Source organism: Paenibacillus hamazuiensis (assembly GCF_023276405.1).
In the GTDB taxonomy this organism is placed as follows: domain Bacteria; phylum Bacillota; class Bacilli; order Paenibacillales; family NBRC-103111; genus Paenibacillus_AF; species Paenibacillus_AF hamazuiensis.
The window spans coordinates 1,871,465-1,896,976 of the sequence record NZ_JALRMO010000001.1 but is presented as its reverse complement, the minus strand read 5'-3'; the positions used below and the strand labels follow the sequence as shown (position 1 = coordinate 1,896,976).

Annotated in this window: 28 protein-coding genes; 5 read left to right on the top strand and 23 right to left on the bottom strand. The window is 53.4% G+C overall.

Features of this window, described 5'->3' with window-relative positions; all coding sequences use genetic code 11:
• Positions 1-459: 459 nt before the first annotated feature.
• The 8 genes from MYS68_RS08165 to MYS68_RS08130 all read right to left on the bottom strand — a co-directional run bounded on the left by MYS68_RS08165 (position 460) and on the right by MYS68_RS08130 (position 7,058).
• Complete coding sequence (locus MYS68_RS08165; RefSeq protein WP_248925360.1) at positions 460-1,239, bottom strand: stalk domain-containing protein; 780 nt, start codon at positions 1,237-1,239, stop codon at positions 460-462.
• 327 nt (positions 1,240-1,566) lie between these two features.
• Positions 1,567-2,322: an RNA polymerase sporulation sigma factor SigF gene (gene sigF, locus MYS68_RS08160; RefSeq protein WP_248925359.1), complete on the bottom strand. Its 756-nt coding sequence runs from the start codon at positions 2,320-2,322 to the stop codon at positions 1,567-1,569.
• Positions 2,323-2,345: 23 nt separating this feature from the next.
• Positions 2,346-2,789, bottom strand: a complete 444-nt coding sequence (spoIIAB, locus tag MYS68_RS08155; protein WP_248925358.1) for an anti-sigma F factor — start codon at positions 2,787-2,789, stop codon at positions 2,346-2,348.
• A complete protein-coding gene (spoIIAA, locus tag MYS68_RS08150) occupies positions 2,786-3,142 on the bottom strand; it encodes an anti-sigma F factor antagonist (RefSeq protein ID WP_248925357.1) in 357 nt (118 codons plus the stop codon). The genes spoIIAB and spoIIAA overlap by 4 nt, the downstream gene beginning before the upstream one ends.
• Positions 3,143-3,321: 179 nt before the next feature.
• Entirely contained in the window at positions 3,322-4,506 is a 1,185-nt protein-coding gene (locus MYS68_RS08145) for a D-alanyl-D-alanine carboxypeptidase family protein (protein WP_248925356.1), read from the bottom strand.
• A gap of 138 nt (positions 4,507-4,644) precedes the next feature.
• The gene (locus tag MYS68_RS08140; protein WP_248925355.1) at positions 4,645-5,955 is read right to left on the bottom strand and encodes a pyrimidine-nucleoside phosphorylase; all 1,311 of its coding nucleotides are present in this window, start codon (positions 5,953-5,955) and stop codon (positions 4,645-4,647) included.
• 120 nt (positions 5,956-6,075) lie between these two features.
• Positions 6,076-6,456 (bottom strand): cupredoxin domain-containing protein, encoded by a 381-nt coding sequence (locus MYS68_RS08135; RefSeq protein WP_248925354.1) that lies wholly within the window; start codon positions 6,454-6,456, stop codon positions 6,076-6,078.
• A gap of 206 nt (positions 6,457-6,662) precedes the next feature.
• Positions 6,663-7,058: a flagellar protein gene (locus MYS68_RS08130; protein WP_248925353.1), complete on the bottom strand. Its 396-nt coding sequence runs from the start codon at positions 7,056-7,058 to the stop codon at positions 6,663-6,665.
• A gap of 428 nt (positions 7,059-7,486) precedes the next feature.
• Between MYS68_RS08130 and MYS68_RS08125 the strand changes: the two genes are divergently transcribed.
• Entirely contained in the window at positions 7,487-7,639 is a 153-nt protein-coding gene (locus MYS68_RS08125; RefSeq protein ID WP_248925352.1) for a DUF3973 domain-containing protein, read from the top strand.
• A gap of 8 nt (positions 7,640-7,647) precedes the next feature.
• Here MYS68_RS08125 and MYS68_RS08120 read toward each other — a convergent pair whose 3' ends face one another.
• From MYS68_RS08120 to MYS68_RS08110, 3 genes are all read right to left on the bottom strand, one after another.
• Entirely contained in the window at positions 7,648-7,914 is a 267-nt protein-coding gene (locus MYS68_RS08120; RefSeq protein ID WP_248925351.1) for a hypothetical protein, read from the bottom strand.
• Between the two features lie 486 nt (positions 7,915-8,400).
• Positions 8,401-8,841, bottom strand: coding sequence for an NUDIX domain-containing protein (locus tag MYS68_RS08115; RefSeq protein ID WP_248925350.1), 441 nt, complete (start codon positions 8,839-8,841; stop codon positions 8,401-8,403).
• A gap of 190 nt (positions 8,842-9,031) precedes the next feature.
• Positions 9,032-9,349: an aspartyl-phosphate phosphatase Spo0E family protein gene (locus MYS68_RS08110; RefSeq protein ID WP_248925349.1), complete on the bottom strand. Its 318-nt coding sequence runs from the start codon at positions 9,347-9,349 to the stop codon at positions 9,032-9,034.
• 115 nt (positions 9,350-9,464) lie between these two features.
• Between MYS68_RS08110 and MYS68_RS08105 the strand changes: the two genes are divergently transcribed.
• Positions 9,465-9,632, top strand: a complete 168-nt coding sequence (locus MYS68_RS08105) for a hypothetical protein (protein ID WP_248925348.1) — start codon at positions 9,465-9,467, stop codon at positions 9,630-9,632.
• A gap of 451 nt (positions 9,633-10,083) precedes the next feature.
• Here MYS68_RS08105 and MYS68_RS08100 read toward each other — a convergent pair whose 3' ends face one another.
• The 4 genes from MYS68_RS08100 to deoB form a co-directional block, all read right to left on the bottom strand.
• Positions 10,084-10,524, bottom strand: coding sequence for a GNAT family N-acetyltransferase (locus MYS68_RS08100; protein WP_248925347.1), 441 nt, complete (start codon positions 10,522-10,524; stop codon positions 10,084-10,086).
• A 205-nt stretch (positions 10,525-10,729) separates the two neighbouring features.
• Complete coding sequence (locus MYS68_RS08095; protein WP_248925346.1) at positions 10,730-11,584, bottom strand: purine-nucleoside phosphorylase; 855 nt, start codon at positions 11,582-11,584, stop codon at positions 10,730-10,732.
• A 3-nt stretch (positions 11,585-11,587) separates the two neighbouring features.
• Complete coding sequence (locus tag MYS68_RS08090; protein ID WP_248925345.1) at positions 11,588-12,421, bottom strand: purine-nucleoside phosphorylase; 834 nt, start codon at positions 12,419-12,421, stop codon at positions 11,588-11,590.
• 34 nt (positions 12,422-12,455) lie between these two features.
• Positions 12,456-13,631: a phosphopentomutase gene (gene deoB, locus MYS68_RS08085; RefSeq protein ID WP_248925344.1), complete on the bottom strand. Its 1,176-nt coding sequence runs from the start codon at positions 13,629-13,631 to the stop codon at positions 12,456-12,458.
• Positions 13,632-13,760: 129 nt separating this feature from the next.
• Between deoB and MYS68_RS08080 the strand changes: the two genes are divergently transcribed.
• Together MYS68_RS08080 and MYS68_RS08075 are read left to right on the top strand one after the other, a co-directional pair.
• A complete protein-coding gene (locus MYS68_RS08080; RefSeq protein WP_248925343.1) occupies positions 13,761-14,051 on the top strand; it encodes an ArsR/SmtB family transcription factor in 291 nt (96 codons plus the stop codon).
• A 66-nt stretch (positions 14,052-14,117) separates the two neighbouring features.
• Entirely contained in the window at positions 14,118-15,110 is a 993-nt protein-coding gene (locus tag MYS68_RS08075; protein WP_248925342.1) for an NADP-dependent oxidoreductase, read from the top strand.
• Positions 15,111-15,152: 42 nt separating this feature from the next.
• Here the strand turns inward: MYS68_RS08075 and xerD are convergent, their stop codons facing one another.
• The 7 genes from xerD to spoIIM form a co-directional block, all read right to left on the bottom strand.
• Positions 15,153-16,049 carry a site-specific tyrosine recombinase XerD gene (gene xerD / locus MYS68_RS08070; protein ID WP_248925341.1) on the bottom strand — a complete coding sequence of 299 codons (897 nt, stop codon included), beginning with the start codon at positions 16,047-16,049 and terminating at the stop codon, positions 15,153-15,155.
• Between the two features lie 67 nt (positions 16,050-16,116).
• Positions 16,117-16,353, bottom strand: a complete 237-nt coding sequence (locus MYS68_RS08065) for a DUF4227 family protein (protein ID WP_248925340.1) — start codon at positions 16,351-16,353, stop codon at positions 16,117-16,119.
• A gap of 65 nt (positions 16,354-16,418) precedes the next feature.
• Positions 16,419-16,751, bottom strand: coding sequence for a hypothetical protein (locus tag MYS68_RS08060; protein WP_248925339.1), 333 nt, complete (start codon positions 16,749-16,751; stop codon positions 16,419-16,421).
• A 20-nt stretch (positions 16,752-16,771) separates the two neighbouring features.
• On the bottom strand, positions 16,772-17,473 hold the full coding sequence (locus tag MYS68_RS08055) for a pirin family protein (protein ID WP_248925338.1): 702 nt from the start codon (positions 17,471-17,473) through the stop codon (positions 16,772-16,774).
• A 220-nt stretch (positions 17,474-17,693) separates the two neighbouring features.
• The gene (gene ald / locus MYS68_RS08050) at positions 17,694-18,809 is read right to left on the bottom strand and encodes an alanine dehydrogenase (protein WP_248925337.1); all 1,116 of its coding nucleotides are present in this window, start codon (positions 18,807-18,809) and stop codon (positions 17,694-17,696) included.
• A gap of 125 nt (positions 18,810-18,934) precedes the next feature.
• On the bottom strand, positions 18,935-19,387 hold the full coding sequence (gene fur / locus MYS68_RS08045) for a ferric iron uptake transcriptional regulator (RefSeq protein ID WP_248925336.1): 453 nt from the start codon (positions 19,385-19,387) through the stop codon (positions 18,935-18,937).
• 93 nt (positions 19,388-19,480) lie between these two features.
• Complete coding sequence (gene spoIIM / locus MYS68_RS08040; RefSeq protein ID WP_248930846.1) at positions 19,481-20,122, bottom strand: stage II sporulation protein M; 642 nt, start codon at positions 20,120-20,122, stop codon at positions 19,481-19,483.
• Positions 20,123-20,509: 387 nt separating this feature from the next.
• Here spoIIM and MYS68_RS08035 point away from each other — a divergent pair, with 387 nt between their 5' ends.
• The gene (locus MYS68_RS08035) at positions 20,510-20,971 is read left to right on the top strand and encodes an SRPBCC family protein (protein ID WP_248925335.1); all 462 of its coding nucleotides are present in this window, start codon (positions 20,510-20,512) and stop codon (positions 20,969-20,971) included.
• A 111-nt stretch (positions 20,972-21,082) separates the two neighbouring features.
• On the opposite strand, the gene MYS68_RS08030 is transcribed toward MYS68_RS08035, so the two are convergent.
• Positions 21,083-25,459: a DEAD/DEAH box helicase gene (locus MYS68_RS08030; protein ID WP_248925334.1), complete on the bottom strand. Its 4,377-nt coding sequence runs from the start codon at positions 25,457-25,459 to the stop codon at positions 21,083-21,085.
• Between the last annotated feature and the right edge of the window lie 53 nt (positions 25,460-25,512).

The following is a 25,512-nucleotide window of genomic DNA, read 5'->3' as shown; positions in this document are numbered from 1 at the left end:
AGGGATAACCACCCCGAAACGCCCCTTTTATGGGCTGTCCCCCTACATAACCCTATAAGTACCCTTAAATCAGTTCAAATCACCCCCTAAATCGGTTCAAACCAACCCCTAAATCCCCCTAAAGGGGGACCCCAGGCGCTCGGGCGCCCTGGACCCGCCCGAAGGAGGTGGTACTCGCTTCTAGTCCGCGTTTGTCGGGCATGGATTTTTTACCTCCGGGTAAAAATCCGATGCCCGACACGCTTTACTTTGGAGCGATGGTGCCGGGAGCAGCGACGTGCCTCGGGCCCGCGTTTGTCCGGCACGATTCGGCGGACGCCGAATTTCCGACCGGACACGCTTTAATCATTGGTCCGTGAGAACAACAAAAAAAGCCATACTCCTACTTGGGAATATAACTTTCATTCTCATAAGTCATGTTATGAACGCTCATAAGCTCGGGCTTAAAACTGGTAATTTTTATTTGTAATTTACGATATAACTTCTTGGTCCATACCTCATATCCACATAGCTTGGTACAGATTTCGTGTCGCTATCTCCTTCAACCTGATAATTAATGTTTTCGGGCTTGGCTAATTTAACAATGTAACGGCCAGGCTCTATTTTTTTCCCATTTGAACCAGTTTGATTCCACGGGATGGTAAAAGTATAACTTGATCTGCTTGGGATAGGTTTTGGAATTTGCGGAATAACATATCGATATACAAGTTGATCCTCTACACCTTCCGGTGCTGTATATACCTCTAAGGCCAAATTGGTTGAAGGATCGACAAGCAAGTTATCGTTTGTTCTATTGATCACGGAAAAAACAAAGTTATTCGTATTTTCAATGCTCAGTTGGTCCGAGTTTCGCCGATACTCATCAGGAAGTCCCAATCCCACACCTAAGGGAGTGTAGGCTGCATTTGCAGGGGTTATGTTATCATCAGGTCCATATTGAATTAGCTTATACTCATTGCTTGAAACAGTTATGTGATTCAAATGATCCGCCGCTTCCGACTCTGAAACAAAATCAACGTTAGCCCCCATAGCCTCTGCAAAAACACGTAGAGGAATATAGGTTTTATTATTATAATTCAGAACAGGATTCTCGCTTGTATCTAAGACGGCCTGATTTCCTTTCACCTGAAATGTAATTTTGCTGGGAAATAAAATAGCTTGAATGCTATCGGAAGCAATAACGACCGTTGACATGGATAAAGCAGCTCCGCATAAAAGCCCCATCACAAACTTTTTCACAAACCATCACTCCTAAGTTTAAATTGACTAGCATTATAACGCATTCGATTCAGTTTTTGTTTCAAAATCAACCCTTTTATTAATCTGTATGATTTTTCGTCTTCAAAAGTTGGGACCGACGCAAAAAGAAGATTTGTATATGATTTTTCAAATAGATTTTTTCAAATTACCATCCTAGGGCATATATGGATATGATTTTTCATGCTTATTGGTCGGTTTTACGATGTTAAGGGAACTTCTATTCGATTTTTCATACTTAATCCACCTGTAGAATCGTCGTTAAACTAAATCCGGAACGCTTATCAAACCAAAAAAAACCAGAACGCTTCACTGAGCGATCTGGTCTTTGATGGACTGCAATATTTTTTTCTCGAGCCGGGATACCTGGACTTGGGAGATGCCCAGCCGGCTGGCGACTTCCGATTGCGTTTGATCGCGAAAATACCGCAAGTAAACGATCAGCCTTTCGCGTTCGTTTAAAGCTCCGATCGCTTCGTTCAGCGCCATTTTCTCAAACCACTTGTCCTGATTCTCATCGGCGATTTGATCCATCAGCGTAATCGGATCGCCGTCGTTTTCGAACACGGTTTCGTGGATCGAGGAAAGCGGCTTGCTCGCTTCCTGGGCGAAAACGACATCCTCAGGCGAAATGCCGAGCTCCTCGGCAACCTCTTTGACCGTCGGCAGACGGCCGTTACGCTTGGAGAGCTCATCCTTTGTCTTACGAATTTTATTTGCAAGCTCCTTGAGCGACCGGCTCACCTTCAGCGTTCCGTCGTCGCGCAAAAACCGCTGTATTTCGCCGATGATCATCGGCACCGCATACGTCGAAAATTTGACCTCGTAGGACAGATCGAATTTGTCCACCGACTTCAACAAGCCGATGCAGCCGATCTGAAACAGATCTTCCGCTTCGTACCCCCGGTTCAAAAAACGCTGAACGACCGACCACACCAAGCGGATGTTACAGTTCACCAGCGTTTCCCGAGCCAATTGATCTCCGGACTGGCTAAGTGCTATTAATCTTTTGACTTCGGCATCATCCAAATAACTGTGGGAGGCGTGCTTCAAATCGACATCCATAGATCAGACCCCTAAGTGCCACCCTAATTCATCAGGGCTTTTTTAGATTCCAGACGTTTTTTCATCGTCACTTTCGTACCGACGCCGACAGCGGAAGTGATCTCCACCTCGTCCATAAAGTTTTCCATAATCGTAAAGCCCATTCCTGAACGCTCCAGTTCCGGTTTGGACGTGAACAGCGGCTGCTTGGCCTGCTCCACATCGGCAATGCCGGCACCGCGGTCCTCGATGCTGATGACAACCGTATCTTCGTCGATCTCGGCACTGATGTAAACGATGCCGTTCGGGCTGTTGTCGTATCCGTGAATGATGCAGTTGGTCACCGCCTCCGAAACGACGGTTTTAATATCGGTCAGTTCATCCAAAGTCGGATCGAGCTGGGAGACGAAAGCGGCGACGGTGACGCGGGCGAACGACTCGTTTTCCGAGCGGCTCGCGAATTGCAGATTCATGAAATTTTTGCTCATGATACGACCTCCAGACTGGAGATCGCAAGTCTCTCGTTATCTTGAACAGACAAGATTTTAAACAACCCGGACATTTCGAACAGCCGGTAAACGGACGGCCCGACGTCACAGACGACCATTTTGCCGCCCTTGGCCGTAATTTGCTTATACCTTCCCAAAATAACGCCGAGACCGGAGCTGTCCATGAAAGTCAAGTCTTTCAAGCTTAGTACCACATGTTTGCATTCGCCTTTCTCGATCGCCTCCTCCATCCGCGCCTTGACGGTATCCGCGGTATGGTGGTCGAGCTCGCCCTTCAGCCTTACGATCAATGCCTTGCTTTTGCCATGCTCCAATTCGATTTGCAAACTCAAGCTGTTCACTCCTTCCCTTTCTTGCGTAACTCATTCTACGCCGGAATTGGCAATTCCTGCCCCCCGACAAAACTAGAAGAAATGCGCTAGAAATAGAAGAAATGCGACATTTTTTTGAGCCGAGCGATGCAAAGAAGCCCCCAGCGGACGACTGTCGGTACTGGGGACTGACTTGGCTGTTAGTCGATAAATAAAAGCTTTTTCGCGGTCCGCTTCGTGAGTGTCCACCATCCGGCTTTTTTCACTTCAACCGGAGATTCAAGCGGGAATTCCGTCAGTACGCGGTCCCCCTGGTAGACGACGATTTTACCGATGTTTTGGCCATAAGCAACGGGCGCTTTCAGTCCGGGATTAAACTGAACCTCGTGGCGAATGCCCGCAGCCGCATCGCCCTTTTTCAAGAGGACGCTGTATTGATGTTTGGCGACCAGCGGTACCGAGGCCTGCTCCCCTTTGCTGACGGTAAAGGATCCAAGCGAATCGCCCGCCTTGTAGATCGGGTAGTTCGTATACTGCGAGAATGCGTAATCGAACAGCTTCGTCACTTCGGCGTTGCGCGTTTTCGTATCCGGTTCGCCCATGACGACAGCGATGACGCGGAAGTTGTCCTTCCTGGCCGTCGCCGACAAGCAAAACTTCGCCTCACTCGTATATCCGGTTTTCAGCCCGTCCACACCCGGATAGAAACGCACCAGTTTATTCGTATTTACGAGCCAAAACGGCTTCGGCGAATCTTTGCGCAGATAATCCTGGTATAATCCGGTAAATTGAGTGATTTCCTCGTGTTTGAGCAGCTCCTTGGACATCAGCGCGATGTCGTACGCGGAGGAGTAGTGATTGTCGGCAGGCAGGCCGTTGGCATTGGCGAAATGCGTATTGTTCATGCCGAGCTGCTTGGCTCGTTCGTTCATCATCTGCACGAACGCCTCTTCGGAGCCGGCCAGCTTCTCCGCCATCGCTACGGATGCGTCGTTGCCAGAAGCCATCGCGATTCCCTTCAGCATATCCTGCACGGTCATTTCCTCGCCAGGCTCGAGAAATATTTGCGAACCGCCCATGGAGGCTGCGTATTCGCTCGTCCTTACCTTCTCGTCCATCTTGATCTTGCCCTGGTCCAGCGCCTCCATAATGAGCAGCATCGTCATGATTTTCGTGATGCTGGCGGGAGGCAGCTTGGCATCTTTGTTTTTGTCCAGTATGATCGTGCCGGTATCCACGTCCAGCAGCACCGCGGATTGCGCATTAGGCGCAAGGTCCACCTGCGGAGCGGCCGGCTTTTTTTCTTCCGCCAGCGCCGCGGGCAGGGCCGTCCATGCCAGAAGCTGGATAGCCAGAAATAAGGTCAAACATCGAGTCCACTTCATCGTCTCTCTACCCCTCCTGAATTAGTGAAACAAACATTCATGTACTGCTAATCAGTGTTGACCCATTTTTCGAAAAATATTCCAACAGACGGCAAAAGCCCCCCAAACATTTGGGAGGCTTTCGAAAAAATATTCGTATCAGCGATCGCCTTCAACGATCTCGTGAATCAGCTTCGCCGGTTCCGGTGCAGTGTCCTTCAGTTCATAAGCCTTAAGTATGAGCCGCTCCGCTTCAGCGGTATCGCTGCGGTTCGTGTGCATGATGCACAAAACATCGCCGGCGCTGACCCGGTCGCCGATTTTTTTATGCAGCGTAATGCCGGCGGCATAATCGATCTCATCCTCTTTTGTCGCCCTGCCCGCCCCGAGCAGCATGGCGGCAACGCCGATCGCTTCCGCTTCGATTTTCGATACATAGCCGTCTGCGGTAGCTTTTACCTTTGCGGATACCGAGGCCGCGGGCAGCAAGGACGGATCGTCGACAATCGCGCTGTTCCCGCCTTGGCTCGCGACGAACTGCTTGAACGTTTCAAGAGCGCGGCCGCTTTCGATCGCTCCGATAACCGCCGTTCTCGCTTCTTCCAGCGATGCGCTGACACCGCCAAGCAAAGCCATGTAAGAAGCGACCGTGATCGACACTTCGCTCAGATCCTTGTCGCCGCGCCCGCGAAGCACATCGAGCGACTCCCTCACTTCGCCGGCATTGCCGATCTCCCGCCCGAGCGGCTGGTCCATATCGGTGATGATCGCCACCGTTCGGCGGTTCAGCGCTTTGCCGATCCGGGTCATCGTCTCGGCGAGCTTCCGCGCTTCGTCCACCGTTTTCATAAAAGCCCCCGAACCGACCTTGACGTCGAGCACGATCGCGTTCGCTCCGGAAGCGATCTTCTTGCTCATGATGGAGCTGGCGATCAGCGGGATCGAATCGACCGTGCCGGTAACGTCCCGCAGCGCATATATTTTTTTGTCGGCGGGAGCCAAATTTCCGGTCTGGCTCACTATCGCCATGCCGATCGAATTCACCGCGTCAATAAACTGGCCGTTCGAAAGCTGCACGTTAAACCCGGGTATCGACTCCAACTTGTCCACCGTTCCGCCGGTATGTCCTAACCCGCGCCCCGACATTTTCGCGACGGGGACGCCAAGCGAAGCGACGATCGGCGCCACGATCAGGCTAACTTTATCCCCTACGCCTCCGGTGGAATGCTTGTCGACTTTTATGCCGCGGATCGCCGACAAATCGATCGTATCTCCGGAACGCACCATCGCCATCGTCAAATCGGAAGTTTCCTGATCGTCCATCCCTTGAAAGCAAATGGCCATCAGCAGCGCAGACATCTGGTAATCGGGAATTTCCCCTTTCGTATAACCTTGGATCACATAGTCTATTTCCGCCTCGTTCAGACGTTGCCCGGAACGTTTCTTTTGAATCAGATCGACCATTCTCATATGTCAATTCTCCAATCTTCATCGGATTATTCTGCCAAGTATTAGTAATTATATAGCGCGGCCCGGCAAAAGAAAAGAACCGCCGTCCGGCGTTAGCCGATCAGCGGTTCCCTTAATAGCTTATTGCACAATCAATGTCGACTTCATGTTGGCGTGGCCCGTACCGCAAGGCAGAATGCAGTGAATTTCATACGTGCCCGGCTTGTCGAAGGTCACTTCCTGCGATTTGTTCGATGCGTCCAGCTTCACGTTCAGGCCGACGATTTCCATCGCATGCAAACCCTCTTTGTTATTGAAGGAAACGGTCAGCTTATCTCCCGCCTTTACCGTATACTCCGGTTTGTCGAATTGGAAGTTGGAAGCTGCGATTTTGAGCGTTTTGCCGGCTTCCGCCTTTTCCGAAGCCATTTCGGCTTGGCGTACTGTAATGTTTTGGAACAAAACGCCAACCCCCAAAATACATGCTACCAAAAACAAGCTAAACATAATCCACTTTTGCACGAAAATTTCCCCCCATAGAGTGAGTTGCCTGTAAAGTCAATACTTATATTTTACATGAAGATAGAAGGATCTACTCCACGATTTTCATGGCAAACAGGTGAACAGTTTGTGACAAATTCGTGAATGCTGTTCCCCATGTCCTCAAACATTGTATCACAATCGCATACAAAAAGAAAAACGTCTTGCGACGTTTGGCGATTCGATAATCAAAAGCTTCTTCTCGAATGAAATCCGACACCTTGATGTTTCTTCGCTTCCTTTTCCTTCATATCGTTGATTTGTGCAGTCAACCGGGTGGCGCACGGAACGCATATATTATTCCGGCGGATCGGCCCCCCGCAAGATGCGCACGCATACGTCAAATTCGGATAATCGATCAACGGCAGACGGTTATCTTTAATAAACAGGGTGATCTGCTGTACGCTGACCCCGGTATCCCGGTTCAGCTCCTCCGTCGTCGCCTTCCGGTTCATCCGCAAATAAGAGTAGCATTTCTGAAAATCGCCGTCGACCGCTCTCATGCAATCTTGACACATATTGCGCAAATTTTTTTGAAACACCTTGCCGCATTTCGGACAGTTGGCCACCATCAGCACGCTCATAAGTAACACTTCCTTGTTCCCGGGTGGATGATTCGAGTCAATTAAGTATGCAGCGATTAGTCCAAATTAACCAGGATAATAGTTCCGTTTTCCTAAGTATAACATGAAAGACGGTGGTTTAACAGCCTAAATTACCTATTCACCTGGCTTTTGGCATGGATTTTTTTAATCGGACTCATACTACGATATGTTCGAGACGTTCCGAAGGGAGGCGATCTTATGGCGGACAAGCAGCAAGGCCACGGCAATCAAAATACGACAACCCGAAATACGAACAGCGACAAAAGCGCCAATAAATCGAAATGAGTCGCAGCACTCCGCAAGGGGTGCTTTTTTTGTAGAAAAAAGCGGAATACTCCGCAGACAAGGCTCATACATATCAGTGCACGGATGTAATTTCGTGCAGAAAAATATAAGGGGAGATTTCGATGTATTACTGCTTATTCTGCAAAACGACTCACCCGAAAGGCGCCGCCGGTGAGATCGTATTTAAAACCGGCTTTCATTTCGTCCAATCCGTCCGTTATTCCGCAGGTTTATGCAAAGCGGCCCTGCCGACAAATGCCAATATGGCCGGCTGACATTGCAGTTACAGCCGTCCAAGCTCCCGGCGTTCCGCCATCGGCCTGCACGACTTGCACACACCGACGATTTGACCGTTTTCATCCGCATAAAACGCCAAGTCTTCCGACTTTTTGCGGCAAAAGGAACAAGGCTGTCCATTCCGCTTTTTCTTTTTAAAATCTTTCAAACGGGTTACGTTGCCGCTGTTGCGCGATTTTCTCGAAACAGCCCAAATCCCGAGCAACAGAGCAGCAGCCGCACCGCTCATCATTATTCCAATCCATAGTTCCATTAGTCGACACCTCCGCAGCATAGGTAAACCATACTTTGAAAACGCTGATGTAAACCACAGTATTGCATTTGAAGCAAAATGATGATATTATGTAAATAATGTTTACCTCATAGAAGTTCCCCGAAGAATCATTTTCCTCCAGCCATTTGATTCAAATTCCAATTGTTGAACGAATTTGTTTTCCCGTATTACTGATTCACACTGGCGCGATCATCGGAGTCGTAAGGATGAAAGAGAGGCAGGGCTTTCATTGTTTTAGTATACATCGAAAATGGTGCTACGCATAATATAGATTCATACAGGAACTTGCAAGCTGCCGTATAGGCGGTGGGGAACATAAGAAAAGCTCTGAATCGATGCAAATTCGACGAAGCTTGTTTTAGCGGAAGCTTTTCTTGCGAATCAGATGTTTAACAGCCCCGGGCTTATCAATTCTGATTCTATTAAAAAAGCGGTCGGATGAACACGTTCATCCGGCCGCTTTTTCTATTGCTGGCGAATCAGCATTAAACGGACGTTCTCGGCCCGCACGATGTCTTCTTTGGTCCATGGAGGACACTTCGGATGGAGGATCGCCTCTTCGCATGTCATCCAATAAACGTTTTCCACTTCGTCCTTGCTTTTGCAATACGGCTCTCCTCGTTTATGTTCGCACACGAACACAATATTGACGACATGCGTGCCGGAAGCCGTTACAAAGGAGGAGCTTTGCAGGTAGTGTAGGTTGTCCCCGATCTCAACCCCCACCTCTTCCATCAACTCGCGCCTGACGGTTTTCTCCAATATATTCAGAGCAACGCCTTCCCGGTCTACCTTGCCTCCGACGAAAGCAAGCGTGCCACCCGCATGTTTTTCCTTCGCGCTCCTTTCGATGACAAGCCATTTATCCTCCCGATATAAAGCCCCCTGTACATTGACGATAAACATCCTCCGCTCCTCCCTTCGCTATTCGTCTTAAAAAACATACTCAAATTCGATTTCATGCCGCACAGGAATGCCGTCATAATACGCAACAACATCTTACCACAAGTTTCCACTTTTGTATTCAGCCGACTCAAAAAAATAAGGCCGCGCCATGTCGATCCTGCCATCGACTTGGTGCAGCCTTCGATCATACCTATCCGACTACCATCAAGGATTGCTTTTGTGCCTGCTGGCTTGCAGTCTTTTTCCTTATTTTTTGAAGCATAACAATGTATTTATCCAAGCGTTGGCTCAGCTCGATCACTCTTTCGTTAGCAAAACTGCCATGGAACATTGCCTCTTCAACCATCTGCAAGCGCAATTCTTCAATTTTCTCTTCAAAATAAAGTTCCACCTGATAACTCTCCATTCCTCTAAATACCACGACAAATGCATTATAATACAGATGGTTGTTAAATGTTGTAAAACCTTGTCGACACAAAAAAATTTTTTGAAATAAAATTTCATCCATGCGTCATCCAACTGAATTTTTCAAAAAAATCCAAACATTCATGCATCGCGGGAGCATATTTTGATCATATTAACTATGATTTGGCGACGAAACTTATATTTCAGGAGGATAAACGATGAAACAAAATGCCAAAACCGAAGCCCAGCACGATTTGAACCACGCGCTTCATGCGTTAAATGATGCAAGAAAAAGCAACGATAAAGAGGACCTTCAAGCCGCGCAGGAACTGCTCGATCAAGCTCAACTCGCCCATTTGCAGGCAAAGGTGAACGACACCCCCTAAATCCCCCTCTAGGGGACCCCGGGCGCTTGGGCAATGTTGTCAGGTTAAGCGGGAACATAGCGGAACTATGGTTCGCTAATTAGGTCGATTTCGGTATTTTTGGAAATTAGCGGAACTCAGGTGCGCTATTTGTCTGTTTCTCCACTCCTCAAGCCCATTTTTTACCGATTTAGCGCATCTCAGTTCCTCTATTTTTTCAAATCGCTCATTTTTCTGAGAATAGCGAACGTGGGTTCCGCTATTTTTATAATCTACTTATTTTCGAGGAATAACGTTCCTAGTGTCGTTCGCTCTTATATGGTTCAACCCTTGATTTCGTCCATGCCTGTTAACCTGACAACATTGGGCGCTTGGGTGCCCTTGCCCCGCCCGTAAGAATCGGACTTTGCGGCGGAGGAAACTAATAAACAAGCCCCTTCCTGAGCGGAAGGGGCTGAGCATATTGCCGGTTTTATGGGCGTGTTAAGCGTTTGATCATATAATAATGACTATGGCCTTTTGGCGCGTTTTCCACGACGCCGACGATTTCGAAACCGTTTTTCAAGTAAAATTCCGGCGCTTGAAAGCTGAACGTGTCCAGCTCTATAAAATCGCATTGATGATTTTGCGCGACGATTTCCATTTCGTGAAGCAGACGGCTCCCATACCCTTGACCACGAAGTCGATCATCTATCCAAAAAATATCGACTTTTAAATAATTCCACTTCAAAACCCCCGTAATTCCGCCGAATATCTTCCCTTCTTCATCCTTAAGGAACAAACTGACGTTTTCATGGACAGATTTTAGACCATCGGATATATGTCGGGAATTGTACTCAACCAGCTTGTTTCTGACATATTGACTGTCTTCTTGATTCCACATGCCGTCGATCAACATTCGTTTGCTTTCCACCGCTGCTTCACTCCGCATCCGCTCAAGTTATGCAGACAAATCCCCGAAAGGGAAGTAAACCTTTGCAACCTATTCCTGGAACTTTTTGAGGGCCCCCGGTTATCCACAACTCATAGTTTCCCGGCAATTAAAAAAGCTGCCAACCTTCGGTTTTGTCTTACCTCGGGAAGCAGCTATTTGATTTCAAATCATAACAGCAAATGTCTTAAACCGTCACCTCGCGTACAAAACGCCGAACGAGTGAGATAAACTTCGGCTTCGTGCGGTTTGCGACAGCTACGACCTGCTCGTGCGTGAGCGGCTCAAGCTCGTCGCCGATCGCCATGTCGGTGATGCACGAGATGCCGAGCACCTTGAGCCCGGCATGCCGCGCGGCGATCACTTCGCCGACGGTGGACATGCCGACCGCATCGCCGCCGACGCGGGCCAGCATGTTCAGCTCGGACGGCGTCATGTACGTCGGGCCGGTAATGCCGCTGTACACGCCTTCCTGCAGGCGGATCGGTTCGCCGCCTTCCGTGCCGAGTTCACCGGCAATCCGCTTGGCCAGCTCGCGGTATTCGCGGCTGTACGCTTCCGACATGTCCGGGAAGCGGACGCCCAGCTCGCTGTCGTTCGGCCCGATCAGCGGGTTGTCGCCGGTCAGGTTGAGATGATCGCTGATCAGCATCAGATCACCCGCCTGGAAAGCGCGGTTCATGCCGCCGGCCGCGTTGGTGATGACCAGCGTGCCTATGCCGAGCTGCTTCATCACGTAGACCGGAAACACGACTTTTTTCATCGAGTATCCTTCGTAATAATGAAAACGGCCCTGCATGACGATGACCGTCTTGCCTTCGAGCGTACCGACGACGAATTGACCGGCATGTCCTTCTACGGTAGACACGGGAAAATGCGGCACTTCGTCGTAAGAGATTTTCACGGCGTTTTCCACGTGATCCGCCAAATCTCCGAGCCCCGAGCCGAGAATCAGCCCGATCGACGGCTGCCTGCCGCCAAGCCGCTCCTTCAAAGCGGCCGCAGCCTCCACAATTTGCTGTTTATATGTAAGCTCTGCCATGACTTAAGCCTCCAACTTTGGAATGATGTTCAGCACCAGCTGCAAAAACTTCGGTTTCACCCGTTCGGTCGTCTCGATCACTTCCGCATGGGACAACGGCTGGTCGAGCATGCCCGCCGCCATGTTGGTGATGCAGGAAAAGCCGAGCACCCGGATGCCCGCATGACGCGCGACGATAACTTCCGGGACGGTGGACATGCCGACCGCATCGCCTCCAAGCGTGCGCAGCATGCGAATTTCCGCAGGCGTCTCGTAGTTGGGCCCGAGCAGGCCGACATAGACGCCTTCCTGCAGCTTTATGCCGAGCTCTCCCGCAGCTTCGTGCGCGACCTTGCGAAGCGAGCGGTCGTACGTCTCGGACATATCCGGAAACCGGACGCCGAGATCGTTATCGTTCGGCCCGATCAGCGGGTTGCGGAACGTGAGGTTGATATGGTCTTTGATCAGCATCAAATCGCCGACCTCATAGGACGCGTTAATGCCGCCGGCGGCGTTCGTGACGATCAGCGTATGAACGCCAAGCTCCTTCATGACGCGCACCGGGAACGAAACGACATCGACGCCATATCCTTCGTACATATGGAAGCGGCCCTTCATCAGCAGCACCGTTTTGCCCCGAACCGTCCCGAGCAGCAGCTCGCTGGCATGACCTTCGACCGTCGAAACCGGAAAATGAGGAATCCGATCATAAGAAATGACGGTGGCTTCCTCGATCATTTCCGCCAAAACGCCGAGACCCGAACCCAAAATCAAGCCGATTTCCGGTTTTTTCGGGAACTGCTCGCGAATGAAGGCGGCAGCCTCTTTGATTTTCGCTGAAAGCGGCGTATCGTTCATTGAACATCCCTCCCTGTAGGACTGACAGCTATATCTATTGCAATTGAGGCAAAAAGCTCGCTCCGTTTCCGGTCGATGCGACCGAAAAATTGTCCGCTACCGTAGCGCCGATATCGGAAAAAGTGCTCCTTACGCCAAGCGAACCCGAGGCCTTTAGCGACGGACTGTATACGAGCAGCGGCACGTACTCCCGCGTATGGTCGGTTCCTGAATGGACCGGATCGTTGCCGTGATCCGCGGTTATGATCAGCAGATCGCGTTCGCCGACACCGGCCATAATGTCCGGCAAATGCCGGTCAAACTCCTCGAGCGCTTTGCCGTAGCCGATCGGATCGCGGCGGTGTCCGTAGAGCGAATCGAAATCGACGAGATTCGTAAACGACATGCCGCGGAATTTTTTTTGCAGCGTCTCGATGGTCTTCTGTATACCGTCAAGGTTGCTTTTCGTATGCAGCGCTTCGGTGACGCCTTCTCCGGAATAAATATCGTTGATTTTGCCGATCGCAATACAGTCCAGGCCCGCATCCTTCACATGGTTCATCACCGTCGGCGCCGGCGGTTTGACCGCATAATCGTGCCGGTTCGGCGTGCGGGTGAACGCTCCGGGTTTGCCGACATACGGCCGGGCTATCACCCGTCCGACCGCATAAGGATCCGCCAGCGTCAGCTTGCGCGCGATCTCGCAGGCACGGTACAGCTCCTCCAGTGGAATGATCTCTTCGTGGGCGGCAAGCTGAAACACACTGTCTGCCGACGTATAGACGATCCAGGAGCCGGTTTTCATCTGCTCCTCGCCGAGCTCATCCAATATTTCCGTGCCGGAGGCCGGTTTGTTGCCAAGCACCTTGCGGCCGGTTTCCTTTTCGAAACGTTCGATCAGCTCCTGCGGGAAACCTTCGGGAAACACGTTAAACGGAATTTGCACGCGGAGCCCCATAATTTCCCAGTGTCCCGTCATCGTATCTTTGCCGACGGACACCTCGGCCATTTTGCCGTAATATCCTCTCGGAGATGCAGCCGGCGCGATGCCCGGAATCGGCGCGATATTGCCGAGCCCGAGGGCGGCCATATTGGGGAGTGCCAGATTCGGCATCCTTTCCGCGATATGGCCGAGAGTGTTCGCGCCTTCGTCGCCAAAGCGCGGCGCATCCGGCAATTCGCCGATTCCGACGCTGTCGAGCACAATCAAAGCAATGCGTTCAAAGCGCATAGGCAAAATCCCTCCAAAAATTGTCTATCGTATCCTCCGATTATCTCAAAAACCGTTTTCGATTGCAAAAGGAAAGTGAGCACGCGCTTTTACGTTGCCAAAATGAAAAACAAGTTGTATGCTTGTTGTATGACTATTAAACTAATGGATGAAGACGAAGTCAGGATCAAAATTTTCAAAGCGCTGGCCGACCCGACAAGAATCGAAATCGTCAGAATGCTTCACCACAGCAATCAGGAAAAAAGCTTCGGAGCGGTCGGCGAGCAATGCGAAACGCCGAAAGCCAACATCTCGTATCACTTTCGCACGTTGAGAGAGGCCGGATTAATCCGCGTCAGGCAGGAGGCCCAGACCAAGTACGTAACCTTAAATACGGAGGTGTTCGAACGTTATTTGCCCGGGTTCCTGAATACCCTTTAATTCAGGTTTTTTTTCACCCATTAGTCAAATAGTCATTTAACTATTAAACATATGGAGGTACATACGATGTATGCTTTAAAAGGAAAAGTAATTCGTCTTGCAAATCGCCCTTCGAATCACGTCCGTGCCGAAGATTTCGAGATCATAACGGAACAGGTCCCGGAAGTCCGCAGCGGTCAAGTGCTCGTCAAAAACCTGTTTGTCTCGCTTGATGCCGGAATGCGTCTGCGCATGATCGATCTGAAGATGCCCGTTCCGCTGTACGCTGTACGCGAACCGATGTACGGCGACGCGATCGGAGAAGTCATCGATTCCGCGGACGGTGGCCTGAAGCCGGGCGACATCGTGCGGCATCCGCTCGGTTGGCGTAAATATGCGCTTGCCGAGGGCAATCTTTTCCGCAAAATAGATCCCGATTTATTTCCGACACTTTCGACTCATTTAAGTCTTGGTTTAACCTCGTATGTCGGAATGCTGGAAATCGCAAACCTCAAGCCCGGCGATACGGTTTTCGTATCGAATGCGGCGAGCTCCGTAGGCAGTCTGGCCGGTCAAATCGCCCGTTTGAAAGGGGCGAAGCGGGTGATCGGTTCAGTCGGTTCTCCGGCTAAAGCGGATTATCTGGTCCACGAACTCGGCTTCGACGCCGCTTTGGATTATCATGATCGCTCATTCCGGGAACAGCTGCGGCAGGCCGCCCCCAACGGGATCGACGTCTATTTCGATAATGTCGGAGGCATGCAGCTTGAAGCCGCCATCGATGTCATGAACCCGCTGGGCCGTATTGTACTTTGCGGCTCGGCGGGTTCGCCGGAAGGCGGCTTTGACGGCGTTGCCAATTTATCTCTCGCTATAGGCAAACGCCTCACTTTAAAAGGCTTTGTCGTGACGGATCACCTGGATCGCGCCCCATCGTTTAATGCGGAATTCAGCCAATGGCTGCGTGCAGGTGCGATTAAATACAAAGAAATGGTTATCCAAGGAATCGAACATGCACCACAGGCGTTTATCGATCTTCTTGCAGGCAAATATTTGGGTAAAGTGGTTGTCAAAATTTGAAAAAAAGCCGAAGAATGGCGATAAGCCTTTCTCCGGCAACCGTTACATTTTCGCGCGCGGATGCGTGCGGTCGTACACTTCCTTCATTTTGTGCTTCATCACTTGCGTATAAATTTGCGTTGTCGAAATGTCCGCGTGGCCCAGCATTTCCTGCACGGCCCGCAAATCCGCGCCGTTCTCGAGCAAATGTGCGGCAAACGAATGCCGCAGCGTATGCGGCGTGATTTCTTTATGTATTTGCGCCTCCACAGCGTAGCGCTTGATGATTTTCCAAAATCCTTGGCGGGTGATCCGTGTGCCGAGATGGCCTACGAACAGCGCTTCCTCCGCTTTGGCTTGCTTGAGAAGACGAGGTCTCATCGTTTGTATGTATGTATTCAGGCATTCCGCCGCAATGCGTCCGATCGGCACGATGCGCTCCCTGAAGTTTTTGCCGACGCAGCGGACAAAACCGAGTTCCAGGTTCACGTCCCCGACATCCAACGAGATCAGCTCCGACACGCGGATACCCGTCGCATACAGCAGCTCCAGCATCGCCTTGTCCCGCATGCCGCCCGGCGTCGCCGTTTGCGGCGCCTCGAGCAGCGCCTCGACTTCGGCTATGCTCATCACCTTCGGCAGACGTTTTTCCAGCTTCGGCGTTTCCATGTCGAGCGACGGGTCGCTGTCGATTCTTTTCTCGCGCAGCAGGTGCTGGTAAAATGCGCGGATGGAAACGATGCTGCGGGATACGGTGGCCGAAGCTCTTCCCCGCTGCTTGAGGTGATGCAAATAGCTGTGAATATGAGATTTGGTCGTATCGGGAAGCCGCGCGATTCCTTGCCCGTGCAAATAGTCGAGAAATTGCTGCAGATCGCGCTCGTATGACTCCAGTGTGTTTTTGGCGAGCCCTTTCTCCACCGACAAATAGCGGATAAAGGCCTGCATCTCCTGCTTCATGCTGATTCGATCCCTTCGATGTTTCGTAATGTAATACATTCCACATCGATGGCGATTTTCCTGCTTGCTATTCCCCGTACCAGTAAAAGAGGCGAAGCCGGTCCGACATCGAGCCCAGGTCGCTGATCGACGCGTGCTGATGCTGAAATACTTTAACCGCGCGGCCGGACGGTTCCTTATATTTCTGCATCGGCTCCACCCACTCGGAGAAAATAAGCAGCAGATGATATAAAACAAACGTACATACGCAAAAGAGCAACATAAATTTGACCCGCTGCACCCATCTTCGCATATAAAGGACCATAGCCTGTACCTCGCTTTCTTAAAGATAAGCTATGCCGGCCAGGCTTGTTTTATGTCAAGAAGAGGTTAATAAAAGCTGTAATCGCCGGGAAAATACTCGATCCGCGAGCCGGCAAATAATGTGAGTTTTCCGCTTGTCCCGTCGTAGCTGACGCGCCCGTCCTTCACGTAATACCACGTTTTTTTCGTTCCCCGTTCCGTCTCTTCAAATATAAACACATTAAGCTCATCCTTAAGGCGGATTATTTCCCGGACATCGTCGTTCCAGGTCGTCTGTACCGTAAACATCCAGCCCTCAGGCGACGCCTCTACGCTGTACGGAACCGGATCTTTTTTGCTGTCGATAAACGTCCGGCCGCCGACAGCATGTTTGATCAGCAATTGATTTTGCGTTTGCATGGACTTGACCATCCTTTCCATTACGGCAAATCGATCAGCATGAAAAAGGTATCGTCCAGAGCGGCAAGCTCCAGGCTCCGCGTGTCCGTAATTCTCGCCGAATCCCGGGTGTGCAGCCGCTCCCGCGCACCTGCCTGTACAGCGCCTTCGATCACAAATACAAATATTTTACGCCCCTCGGGTTGGGTGAAAACAAGACTGTGTCCGGACTCCAGCTTGCTTAAATAAATCGTCAAATCCTGGTGAATGGCGGCTATTCCCGGCGCCGGGTTGGGGGCAACGACAGGCAACAGCCGGTTCACCATCTGCTCAGGATCGTACTTGCTGACTTCATAACCCGGAGCGATTCCCCGCCTCTCCGGGGAAAACCACAACTGCAGCAGGGTGACCTCCTCCGTATCGGAAGGATTTCCTTCCGTATGAATAATGCCGCTGCCCGCGGACATACGCTGGATTTCCCCGAAGGAGGTGACCGCCACGTTGCCGAGGCTGTCCTCATGCTTAAGCGAGCCGCGAAGCACGACGGACACGATTTCCATATCGCTGTGCGGATGCGCACCGAATCCGCGTCCGGCGGCGATCGTATCGTCGTTGAAAACCCTCAGCGGACCGAAGGCGGTGTTGTCCGGATCATAGTAGGGGCCGAATGAAAAGCTGAAGCTGCCCCGCAGCCAGCCGTGATCGTAGGAATACCTGGAACCGGCCGGATAAACGGCGATCATGTAACATCACTCCTTTTAAGATAAAAACGCCTTTGCTTACCCTTTGATAGTATCATACGTATAGATAGCCGACAAACAAAACCGATCCTGTCGATTTTGGCCTTTGCCCGAAGCGGTGGAAGCCGATACATCGGCGGCTTCGTAAAACAGCGGATGGCCCCGCAAGCTCCCGGCTGACGGAACCATCCGCTGTTCTTTATTGCTACAGGCGGCGATTTTCTTATATGAGCTCGGATAACGGCTTGTACGGAAAACCAAGCGATTCGGCGACGGCTTCGTACGTAATATGTCCCAGATACGTGTTGACGCCGAGCTGCAGCGGCCTGCTTTCCTTAAGCGCCTTCAGCAGCCCTTTGCCCGCGAGCTCCAGCGCATACGAAATCGTCACATTGGTCAGCGCCAGCGTCGATGTCCGCGGCACGGCGCCCGGCATATTGGCTACCGCGTAATGGATGACCCCGTGCTTGATATACGTCGGGTCGCTGTGGGTGGTCACCCGGTCGATCGTCTCGATCGTACCGCCTTGGTCAACGGCTACGTCGACTATGACCGCGCCCGGCTTCATCGTTTTGACCATCGCTTCCGTGACGAGCTTGGGCGCCCTTGCGCCCGGAATAAGCACTGCGCCGATCAAGAGATCGGCTTTTTGCACCGCATAGCCGATGTTATAGGAATTCGACATCAGCGTGCGCAGCCGCCCCTGAAACACGTCGTCCAAATACCGCATCCTGTCGCCGCTCCGCTCGATGATGACGACGTTTGCGCCGAGGCCGAGCGCCATTTTCGCGGCGTTCGTGCCGACGATGCCGCCTCCGAGGATAATCACATCGGCCGGAGGCACACCCGGTACCCCGCCAAGCAAAATCCCGCGGCCTCCGTAAAACTTTTCCAAAAACTGGGCCCCTACCTGCACCGACATTCGCCCGGCTACTTCGCTCATCGGCGTCAGCAGCGGCAGCGATCCGTTCGCCGCCTGAATCGTTTCGTAAGCGATGCCGGTTACTTTTTTGTCGAGCAAATGTTTCGCCAAATCGCCGGCCGCCGCCAAATGCAAATACGTAAATAAAATAAGCCCTTCCCGGAAATAACCGTATTCGGCCGGCAAAGGCTCCTTCACCTTCATAATCATATCAGCCGCAGCCCAAACTTCCCCTGCCTGATCGATCAGCTCGGCGCCTTCCTTGACGTAATCGTCGTCGGAAAAGCCGCTTCCTTCACCTGCCCCCCGCTCGACAAGCACGCGGTGTCCGGCCTGATGCAGCATGCCGGCCCCACCCGGCGTCAAGGCTACGCGGTTTTCGTTGTTTTTGATCTCTTTGGGCACCCCGATAATCATCGTGTATCGCCTCCCTTTTACTGGCAAGGTATGCTTACATATTATGTGCCTGTGCATTGCATTTTACTAGGAATATGCAAAAAAAGCCTTCCACAAAGCGCGCTTGCGGGAAGACTTTCCTTCACTTATTCGGTTTTGGTTTTATCGATGCAGCGGTGGCAGATGCCTTGAAAATCGAGACGGTGATCGAGAACCTTAAAGCGGAACTCTTTCTCCAGCCGCTCTTCCAGCGGTGTCAGCCAGTCTTCCATTATTTCGTCCACAGCGCCGCACTGCACGCAAATCAAATGATGATGGTGGTGATGATTGCTGTCGTTGCGCAAATCGTAGCGGGCGACTCCGTCCCCGAAATTCATTTTTTCCACGACATGAAGCTCGCTAAGCAATTCGAGGGTGCGGTAGACGGTGGCAAGTCCGATTTCCGGAGCTTTATCCTTGACGAGCATGAAAACGTCCTCCGCGCTCAAATGATCCTCTTCGTTCTCGAGCAGTACCCGTACGGTCGCTTCGCGCTGGGGAGTCAATTTGTAACCCTGCGATTGCAGCTGCTGTTTAATTTTCTCGATTCTTGATTCCATATTCCTCCCCCTAAAGCCCAAAAGCTTGCCGTAACAACGAACATGTCATGTAATCATTATAGGGGGAGCATGCCGCGAAAGTCAAACGTTTGCTTATGAAGCAAACGAGACGAGCGATGGGGTGACCCATTTCATCATGACCGGAGAAACGTACGCTTCGAATGCCGAAACGGCCAGCAGTAAAGCCCCCATGGCCAAAATCGTCGAGGTGTAGCCGATCAAGGGCTGGGCGACCGAGCCTTTGCGCTGCATAAACCGGTGTTTGACCAAATAAATTGAAAATGACATCGCCGTCACACTCGAGACGATCAAAACCGGAATGACGATGAGGTTTTGCGGGACGACGGCAACGAGCGCAAACAGCATGCCTTTCCATGACAATTGGCCTGCCAAATACCCGACGGTAAAGCCGACCAGCACGCCCTTCAGAAAATCGAGAATCAAGATGAGCGGCAGACCGATCACGGAAAGGCCTAAAATCCAAATGATCAAGACCCACTTAATATGCATGGAAAAAACTTGCGACAGCGATGTTTGCGCATCCGTCAGCCCACCCTGGTCGACGGTCAAAAAAAAGTTGCCGAGATAACGCGTAATTTCCTGCTTTTGCTCCAGGGAGAGCGCGTTTACCATCACAGCGCCGAAAATAACACCGGTCACCAAAATGACCGCTACGAAAATGTACAGCGACAGATGCTCCTTGGCGTACTTGGAAAGTTGCATATTTTTGTACATGGACATGGTGGGTACCTCCTATGAGCTTTCCGCAAGGAAAGCTGGCTTCGTAAGGATAGGCTGAGCTTTCCGCATGGGAAAGCTGGCTTCGTAAGGATAGGCTGAGCTTTCCGCATGGGAAAGCTGGCTTCGTAAGGGCTTATCCGGGCTTTCCGGAGGGAAAGCCGGCTTCGCAAAATCGGAATCGGCCGTGCGTATGGAGCGGCATGCCTGGCTTGTCAACCTTGTCCGGTTAATACACCTTATGAACCGGCGTCCAAAACTATGACGGAAAAAGAGGAACCGCGGGTCTGCAAGAAGAATAGTAGGAATTGGAAGGATCGATGGAAAGTTAAACCTAAACCGTTTGCAGTCATAAGCGGCAATATCGAAGGGAGTTAGTTATAGATGAGTACGTATGAAGTGAAGGTATCCGAACGTGTTCAGGCGGAAGCGGGGTCGGTTTACCGGGTGCTGGCGGATTACCGCGATGGGCATCCACATGTGCTCCCAAAGCCTTATTTTCAATCGCTCGAGGTGGAAGAAGGAGGGATCGGCGCAGGGACGATCATACGAGTTCGGATGAAAGCGCTGGGCGTCGCTACCCATCTCCGCATGTACGTCAGTGAGCCGGAGCCGGGCCGATTGCTGCAGGAAGATGATCCTGTCGCCGGCATCACAACGTTTTTTCTCATGGAGCCGGAGCCGGAACGCAGCGGCTGCATCGTAACGCTGCACACCGTATGGCGCAGGAAAAAAGGGTTCGCCGGATGGCTGGAAAGCAAGCTGAATCCTCCGATTGCCCGAAGCATCTATACGAAGGAATTGGCGCTAATTAAGATGTTCTGCGAAAAACGGCATAACGAATAGGAGTGTGCTTCCTTTAGCACACTCCGCTCCGGGTCCGTCACGCTGGCGCGACGGTGCAGCCGCTGCATCCGGTCGCTGCTCTTTCAAAAGGAAACCTGTGGCGAGTCAACATTACCTCAGACTGCTCGGCCATACGACGAAGGACGACCGGTCGCGCTCCGCACCGAGTTCACTGAGCGGGACTGCCGCCTCCGACTGCCCCACCGGCACGCCGTTCCAACTGTCGACAACGAGCTTGCGGACGGAAGCCCGTGCGAGCAAAGCTTTCACAATGTCCTTGAGCGACGAGGCATCGTTAAGCGGCACAAGTTCTTTTCCCATCGTAAAAAAACGTCTGCCGTTGTTTTCGATCCACATCACCCAGCGGCCCCCGGCCATGATCAAATAATTGCCCGGCTTTCGGGCAAATGATATGCCGGGAATATCCGGCCATTTCACCGTCTGGCCAAACGGGTTGGCCGGGTCCGTGGAGGACAGCAGCGTCCAGCGCCCTTCGCCGAGCCCAGCGGGCTGCCGGATCCGCTCCAGCGTTTCCGCCGTGGAAAACTGCAAGGAATCGATTCCTTTGATCCAAAAACCTCGGGTGACGAGCCCCCACATCTCCAGCTGCTTCAGCACCTCCAGCAGCGTTTCCCAAGCGATAAAATGCTGCTGCATGGCGATATCCCGCGTCACGACAGCATAGCTGTTCAGCAAATGATGCGCCCAGCGCACCGCAGCCTGCTCCGGCTTCACGCCGGAGGGGGCGATCGACTCCAGCGCATACCATCGGCCGAGGCCGGATTGGAATTTCGCCGGCGCTTTAGCGGAACGCGAGCCTTGAAGACGAAGCGGCGCGAACTGGTCGTTGGACACTTTGCCAAGCCATACAAGCTCCATGAGCTGCTCCATCACCTCGGACGGGGGGCGTCCGACCTCCCGGGAAATCGCGGTCAGGAAACTGGCTCCCTTTTTTTGCAGCAGCCCGTACAGCTCATCTTGCTGCTCCGGGAGCTCCCCGTCGATGCACGAAGCGAGAAGCTCGCTTGACTCGGCCAGGAAAAACGCGATTTTCCCTTCTTTCTCCCCGGGGTCTTTGCGGCCGATCCACAGCACGTCACCCGAAGCGCACAGCAAATCAAGCCATTCTTTCCGGTATTCCGTCATCCGCGACGGAAAGACGCCCGACTCCCAGTGGGAAAGCGGCAAAAATATTCCCTGCAGCCTGGAAATGACCTGCTTCAGACCGTCGCTGCCGGTTTGCCGGCAGTCCGCCCGCACGTGCTGAAGCTGCGTCAAGTAATCGCAGTACTTTTCCGCATCGACGGGCTCGGATTTTTGCCGCATGTACCTCGTGGATAAGCGGATCATGCGGGATGCCGCGCTCCGGCTCGTCCACAGCTCTTCCCGACCGGGCTCCGCGAACGGCGAAGGCTCGATCAGCTGCCGCTCCCGCCATTCGGCGATCCATCGCTTCGCCTGGTCCGGTTCAACGCCGTACGCCGAGCTCAGCTGCTGCGAAGTAAAGTAAAGCTGGCGGTCCATATACCGTGTCAAAATAAACGCAGCCGCCTCCGGATCGCCGGGAAACCGGGCGTATGTATCCGCTTCGTCGGCGCTGATCCACCGTTCGTCGCCCCCGATCCGGATGAGCGCGGCCTTCTGCTGGCGCTGCAAATCCTCCAGCATGTCCGAAACGACGGGCAGCGGCGACGACGCGATGCGAGCTATCTCTTCCGCCGGCAGATCGCCGTGCGTCTTCAATAACCGCAGCAGCTCCCGCTCGCTTCGAACGTCGATGCGCTCGCCGGAATCTTCGGCGGTCACGGCCTCAAGCAATCGGGCAAGGCCCACCCTGCCGAACAGCTGGCCGGCCAGCTCGCGGCTTACGCTGAGCAGATGCAGCTGCAGATCTTTGCCGATGATGTCGGATTCGTACATTTGCGTATTGACGTAATCGGCGGTAAATTGGGCGGCGAACGGCGATGGAAAATGGCTGTTTCTGACGGCAAGCCGGATCTCGCCGCCGCTTAAGTCCGCAAGCAGCCGCATCAGACGCTCCGTGTCGAGAAATTCGTACAAACAGATACGCATCGCTTCGGCGATAAAAGGGAAGCTTGCCGCGTGGGGCAGCGCCTCCCGCAGCAGCTCTTCGCAGCGGAGCCTTATTTTCCACGCCGGCACGCGTGTGAACGAACGCGGCAGCAGCAGCGACGTCTCGGCAAGCCGGCGGAACGCCATGCCGAACAGCGGCGAACCCGGCACCGCTTCCTGCAGGAGCCGCTGCGCTTCGTCCGGCCGCACGGAGAGCAAGAGCGGCAGCCACTCCGGATTCCAGTCGGCGAGCACGAACTCGATGCCGTTGTCCTTGGCGGCGGCGTATACCTTGACGCCGGCGAGGCTTTCGAGCTTCGCCTGCAGCACGAGCTGCCAGGTCCGGTTCAGCCTGCGGCCCAGCCAGCCGTGCACGACCACATGATGCCGGTGCGTCTCGTCCCGGTAATGCTCGACGACGATGCAGCGGTCGGTTGGCACTGCGCCGGCGGCGCGCTGCGCACGGATGAGCCCGATAAGCTGGCCGGCCGCTGCCGCATCCATGCAGTACTCAGCGCCGAGCCAGTCCGTCACCGCTTCGATCGGCTCATTTTCCGCACGCGCCTCCAGCTCTGCCAAAAAACGCCCCGCCTTCATGGACAGCTCATACGAACGGCCTGGCGCCTCCGCCTGCCAAAACGGAATTTCACTGAAAGCGCCCGCCGCTTCGGTAACATAAACGCGGTCGCTGCGGATCGACTGAATTTTCCATGAAGACGTCCCGAGCTGAAACACGTCGCCGACCCGGCTCTCATGAATATATACTTCATCGAGCTCGCCGAGATGAGCGCGGGTTTCCGCGTGATGCACAGGATACGATGAGCTTTGCGGGATCGTGCCTGCGCCCATGATTGCGGCCATGGCGGTCGTTTGGTTGCGGCGCAGAAGGCCGGCGCTGCGGTCCCATTCGAGCAGCGGGCGCACGAACGGGAAATAGCCGGCCAGCACCGCCAGCACCGCTTCGAGGTGCTCGCGCGTAAGGCCGCGGTAGCCGTCGCTGCGCGCGAGCGTCTGCGCGAGGCGCGCCACGGGCCAGTCGTCCGTGGCGACCATCGCCACGACGTGCTGGCACAGCACGCCGAGGGCATCCTGCGGCACGCGGATGTCCTCGATGTCGCGGTGCACGGCGAGCCGCGCGAGCAGCGCGCATTCGGCGAGCGCTCCGCGCGTGCGCGCGATAATCGCGCCGCGGCTCGCTTCGCCGACGGCGTGGCCGGCGCGGCCGATGCGCTGGATCGCGGCGGCGGCGCTCGGCGGAGCGTCGATCTGCAGCACGAGATCGACGTGGCCGACATCGATCCCGAGCTCGAGCGACGACGTCGCCACGAGGCAGCGCAGCTCGCCGGCCTTCAGTGCGCGTTCGACGTCCAACCGCTTCTCGCGCGCGACGCTGCCGTGATGCGAGCGCGCGAGCTCATAGCCGACGTGGTCGTTCAAGTGCAGCGTCAGCCGCTCGCACAGCCGCCGGTTGTTCACGAACACGATTGTGGAGCGGCTGCCCTCCATCAGCTGCAGCAGGCGCTCGACGAGCGGCGTCCATACCGCCTCCTTGTCGGCGGTGAGCAGCCGCTGCTCCGGCATCGTCACGAGCAGCTCAAACGTCTTGTCCATCGCACTTTCGATGATGCGCACGGGTCGCGGACGATACGCATCCCCGGGACGCTGCGCCGCCGAATCCTCTTGCGGCAAAGCGCCATCCTCCGGCTCCCGGCCGCCCAAAAATGCCGCCACGCGAGACAGCGGCTTTTGCGTCGCGGAAACGCCGATCCGCTGCGGGGAACGCCCGCACCACTCGATAAGCCGTTCCAGCGATAGCGACAGGTGCAGGCCGCGCTGGCTCGCCGCCAGGTCGTGAATTTCATCGACGATGATCTGCTCCACCGTTTTCAGCATCTCTCTCGCCTTGGACGAGGACAGCATCAAATAAAGCGACTCCGGCGTCGTGACGAGCAAATCCGGAGGCTGCTTCAGCATCGACGCGCGCGTGCTTTGCGACGTATCGCCGGTGCGTACGCCGACCGTCAGACCGGGCCACGGCACGACTAGTTCGTCCGCCACCCGCTTCATTTCTTCGGCGAAATGGAGAATGTGATGATGGATGTCGTTGTTCAGCGCCTTGAGCGGCGTTACGTACAGCAGCCGGACGCCGGAAGCGCGTTTGTCCGCAGAGATCGCTTTTTCCTCCAGCACGCGGTTCAGGCAGGGCAGCAGCGCGGCCAGCGTTTTGCCCGATCCTGTAGGAGCGGCGATCAATAGGTGTTCGCGCGGCGTCAAATCTTGCCAAACCTGCCGCTGCACGCCGGTCGGCTCGCCGAACGTCCGGCGGAACCATTCCGCGAGCACCGGGTGAAATGAAGTCCAATCGAAGGCTAACACGGTACCGTCCCCTTTTTTTCCATAATCAGATAACTCCATCTTACCATTCCTGCGCCCCCCAAACAAACATTCCCCTTGGCGGAATATTTCTT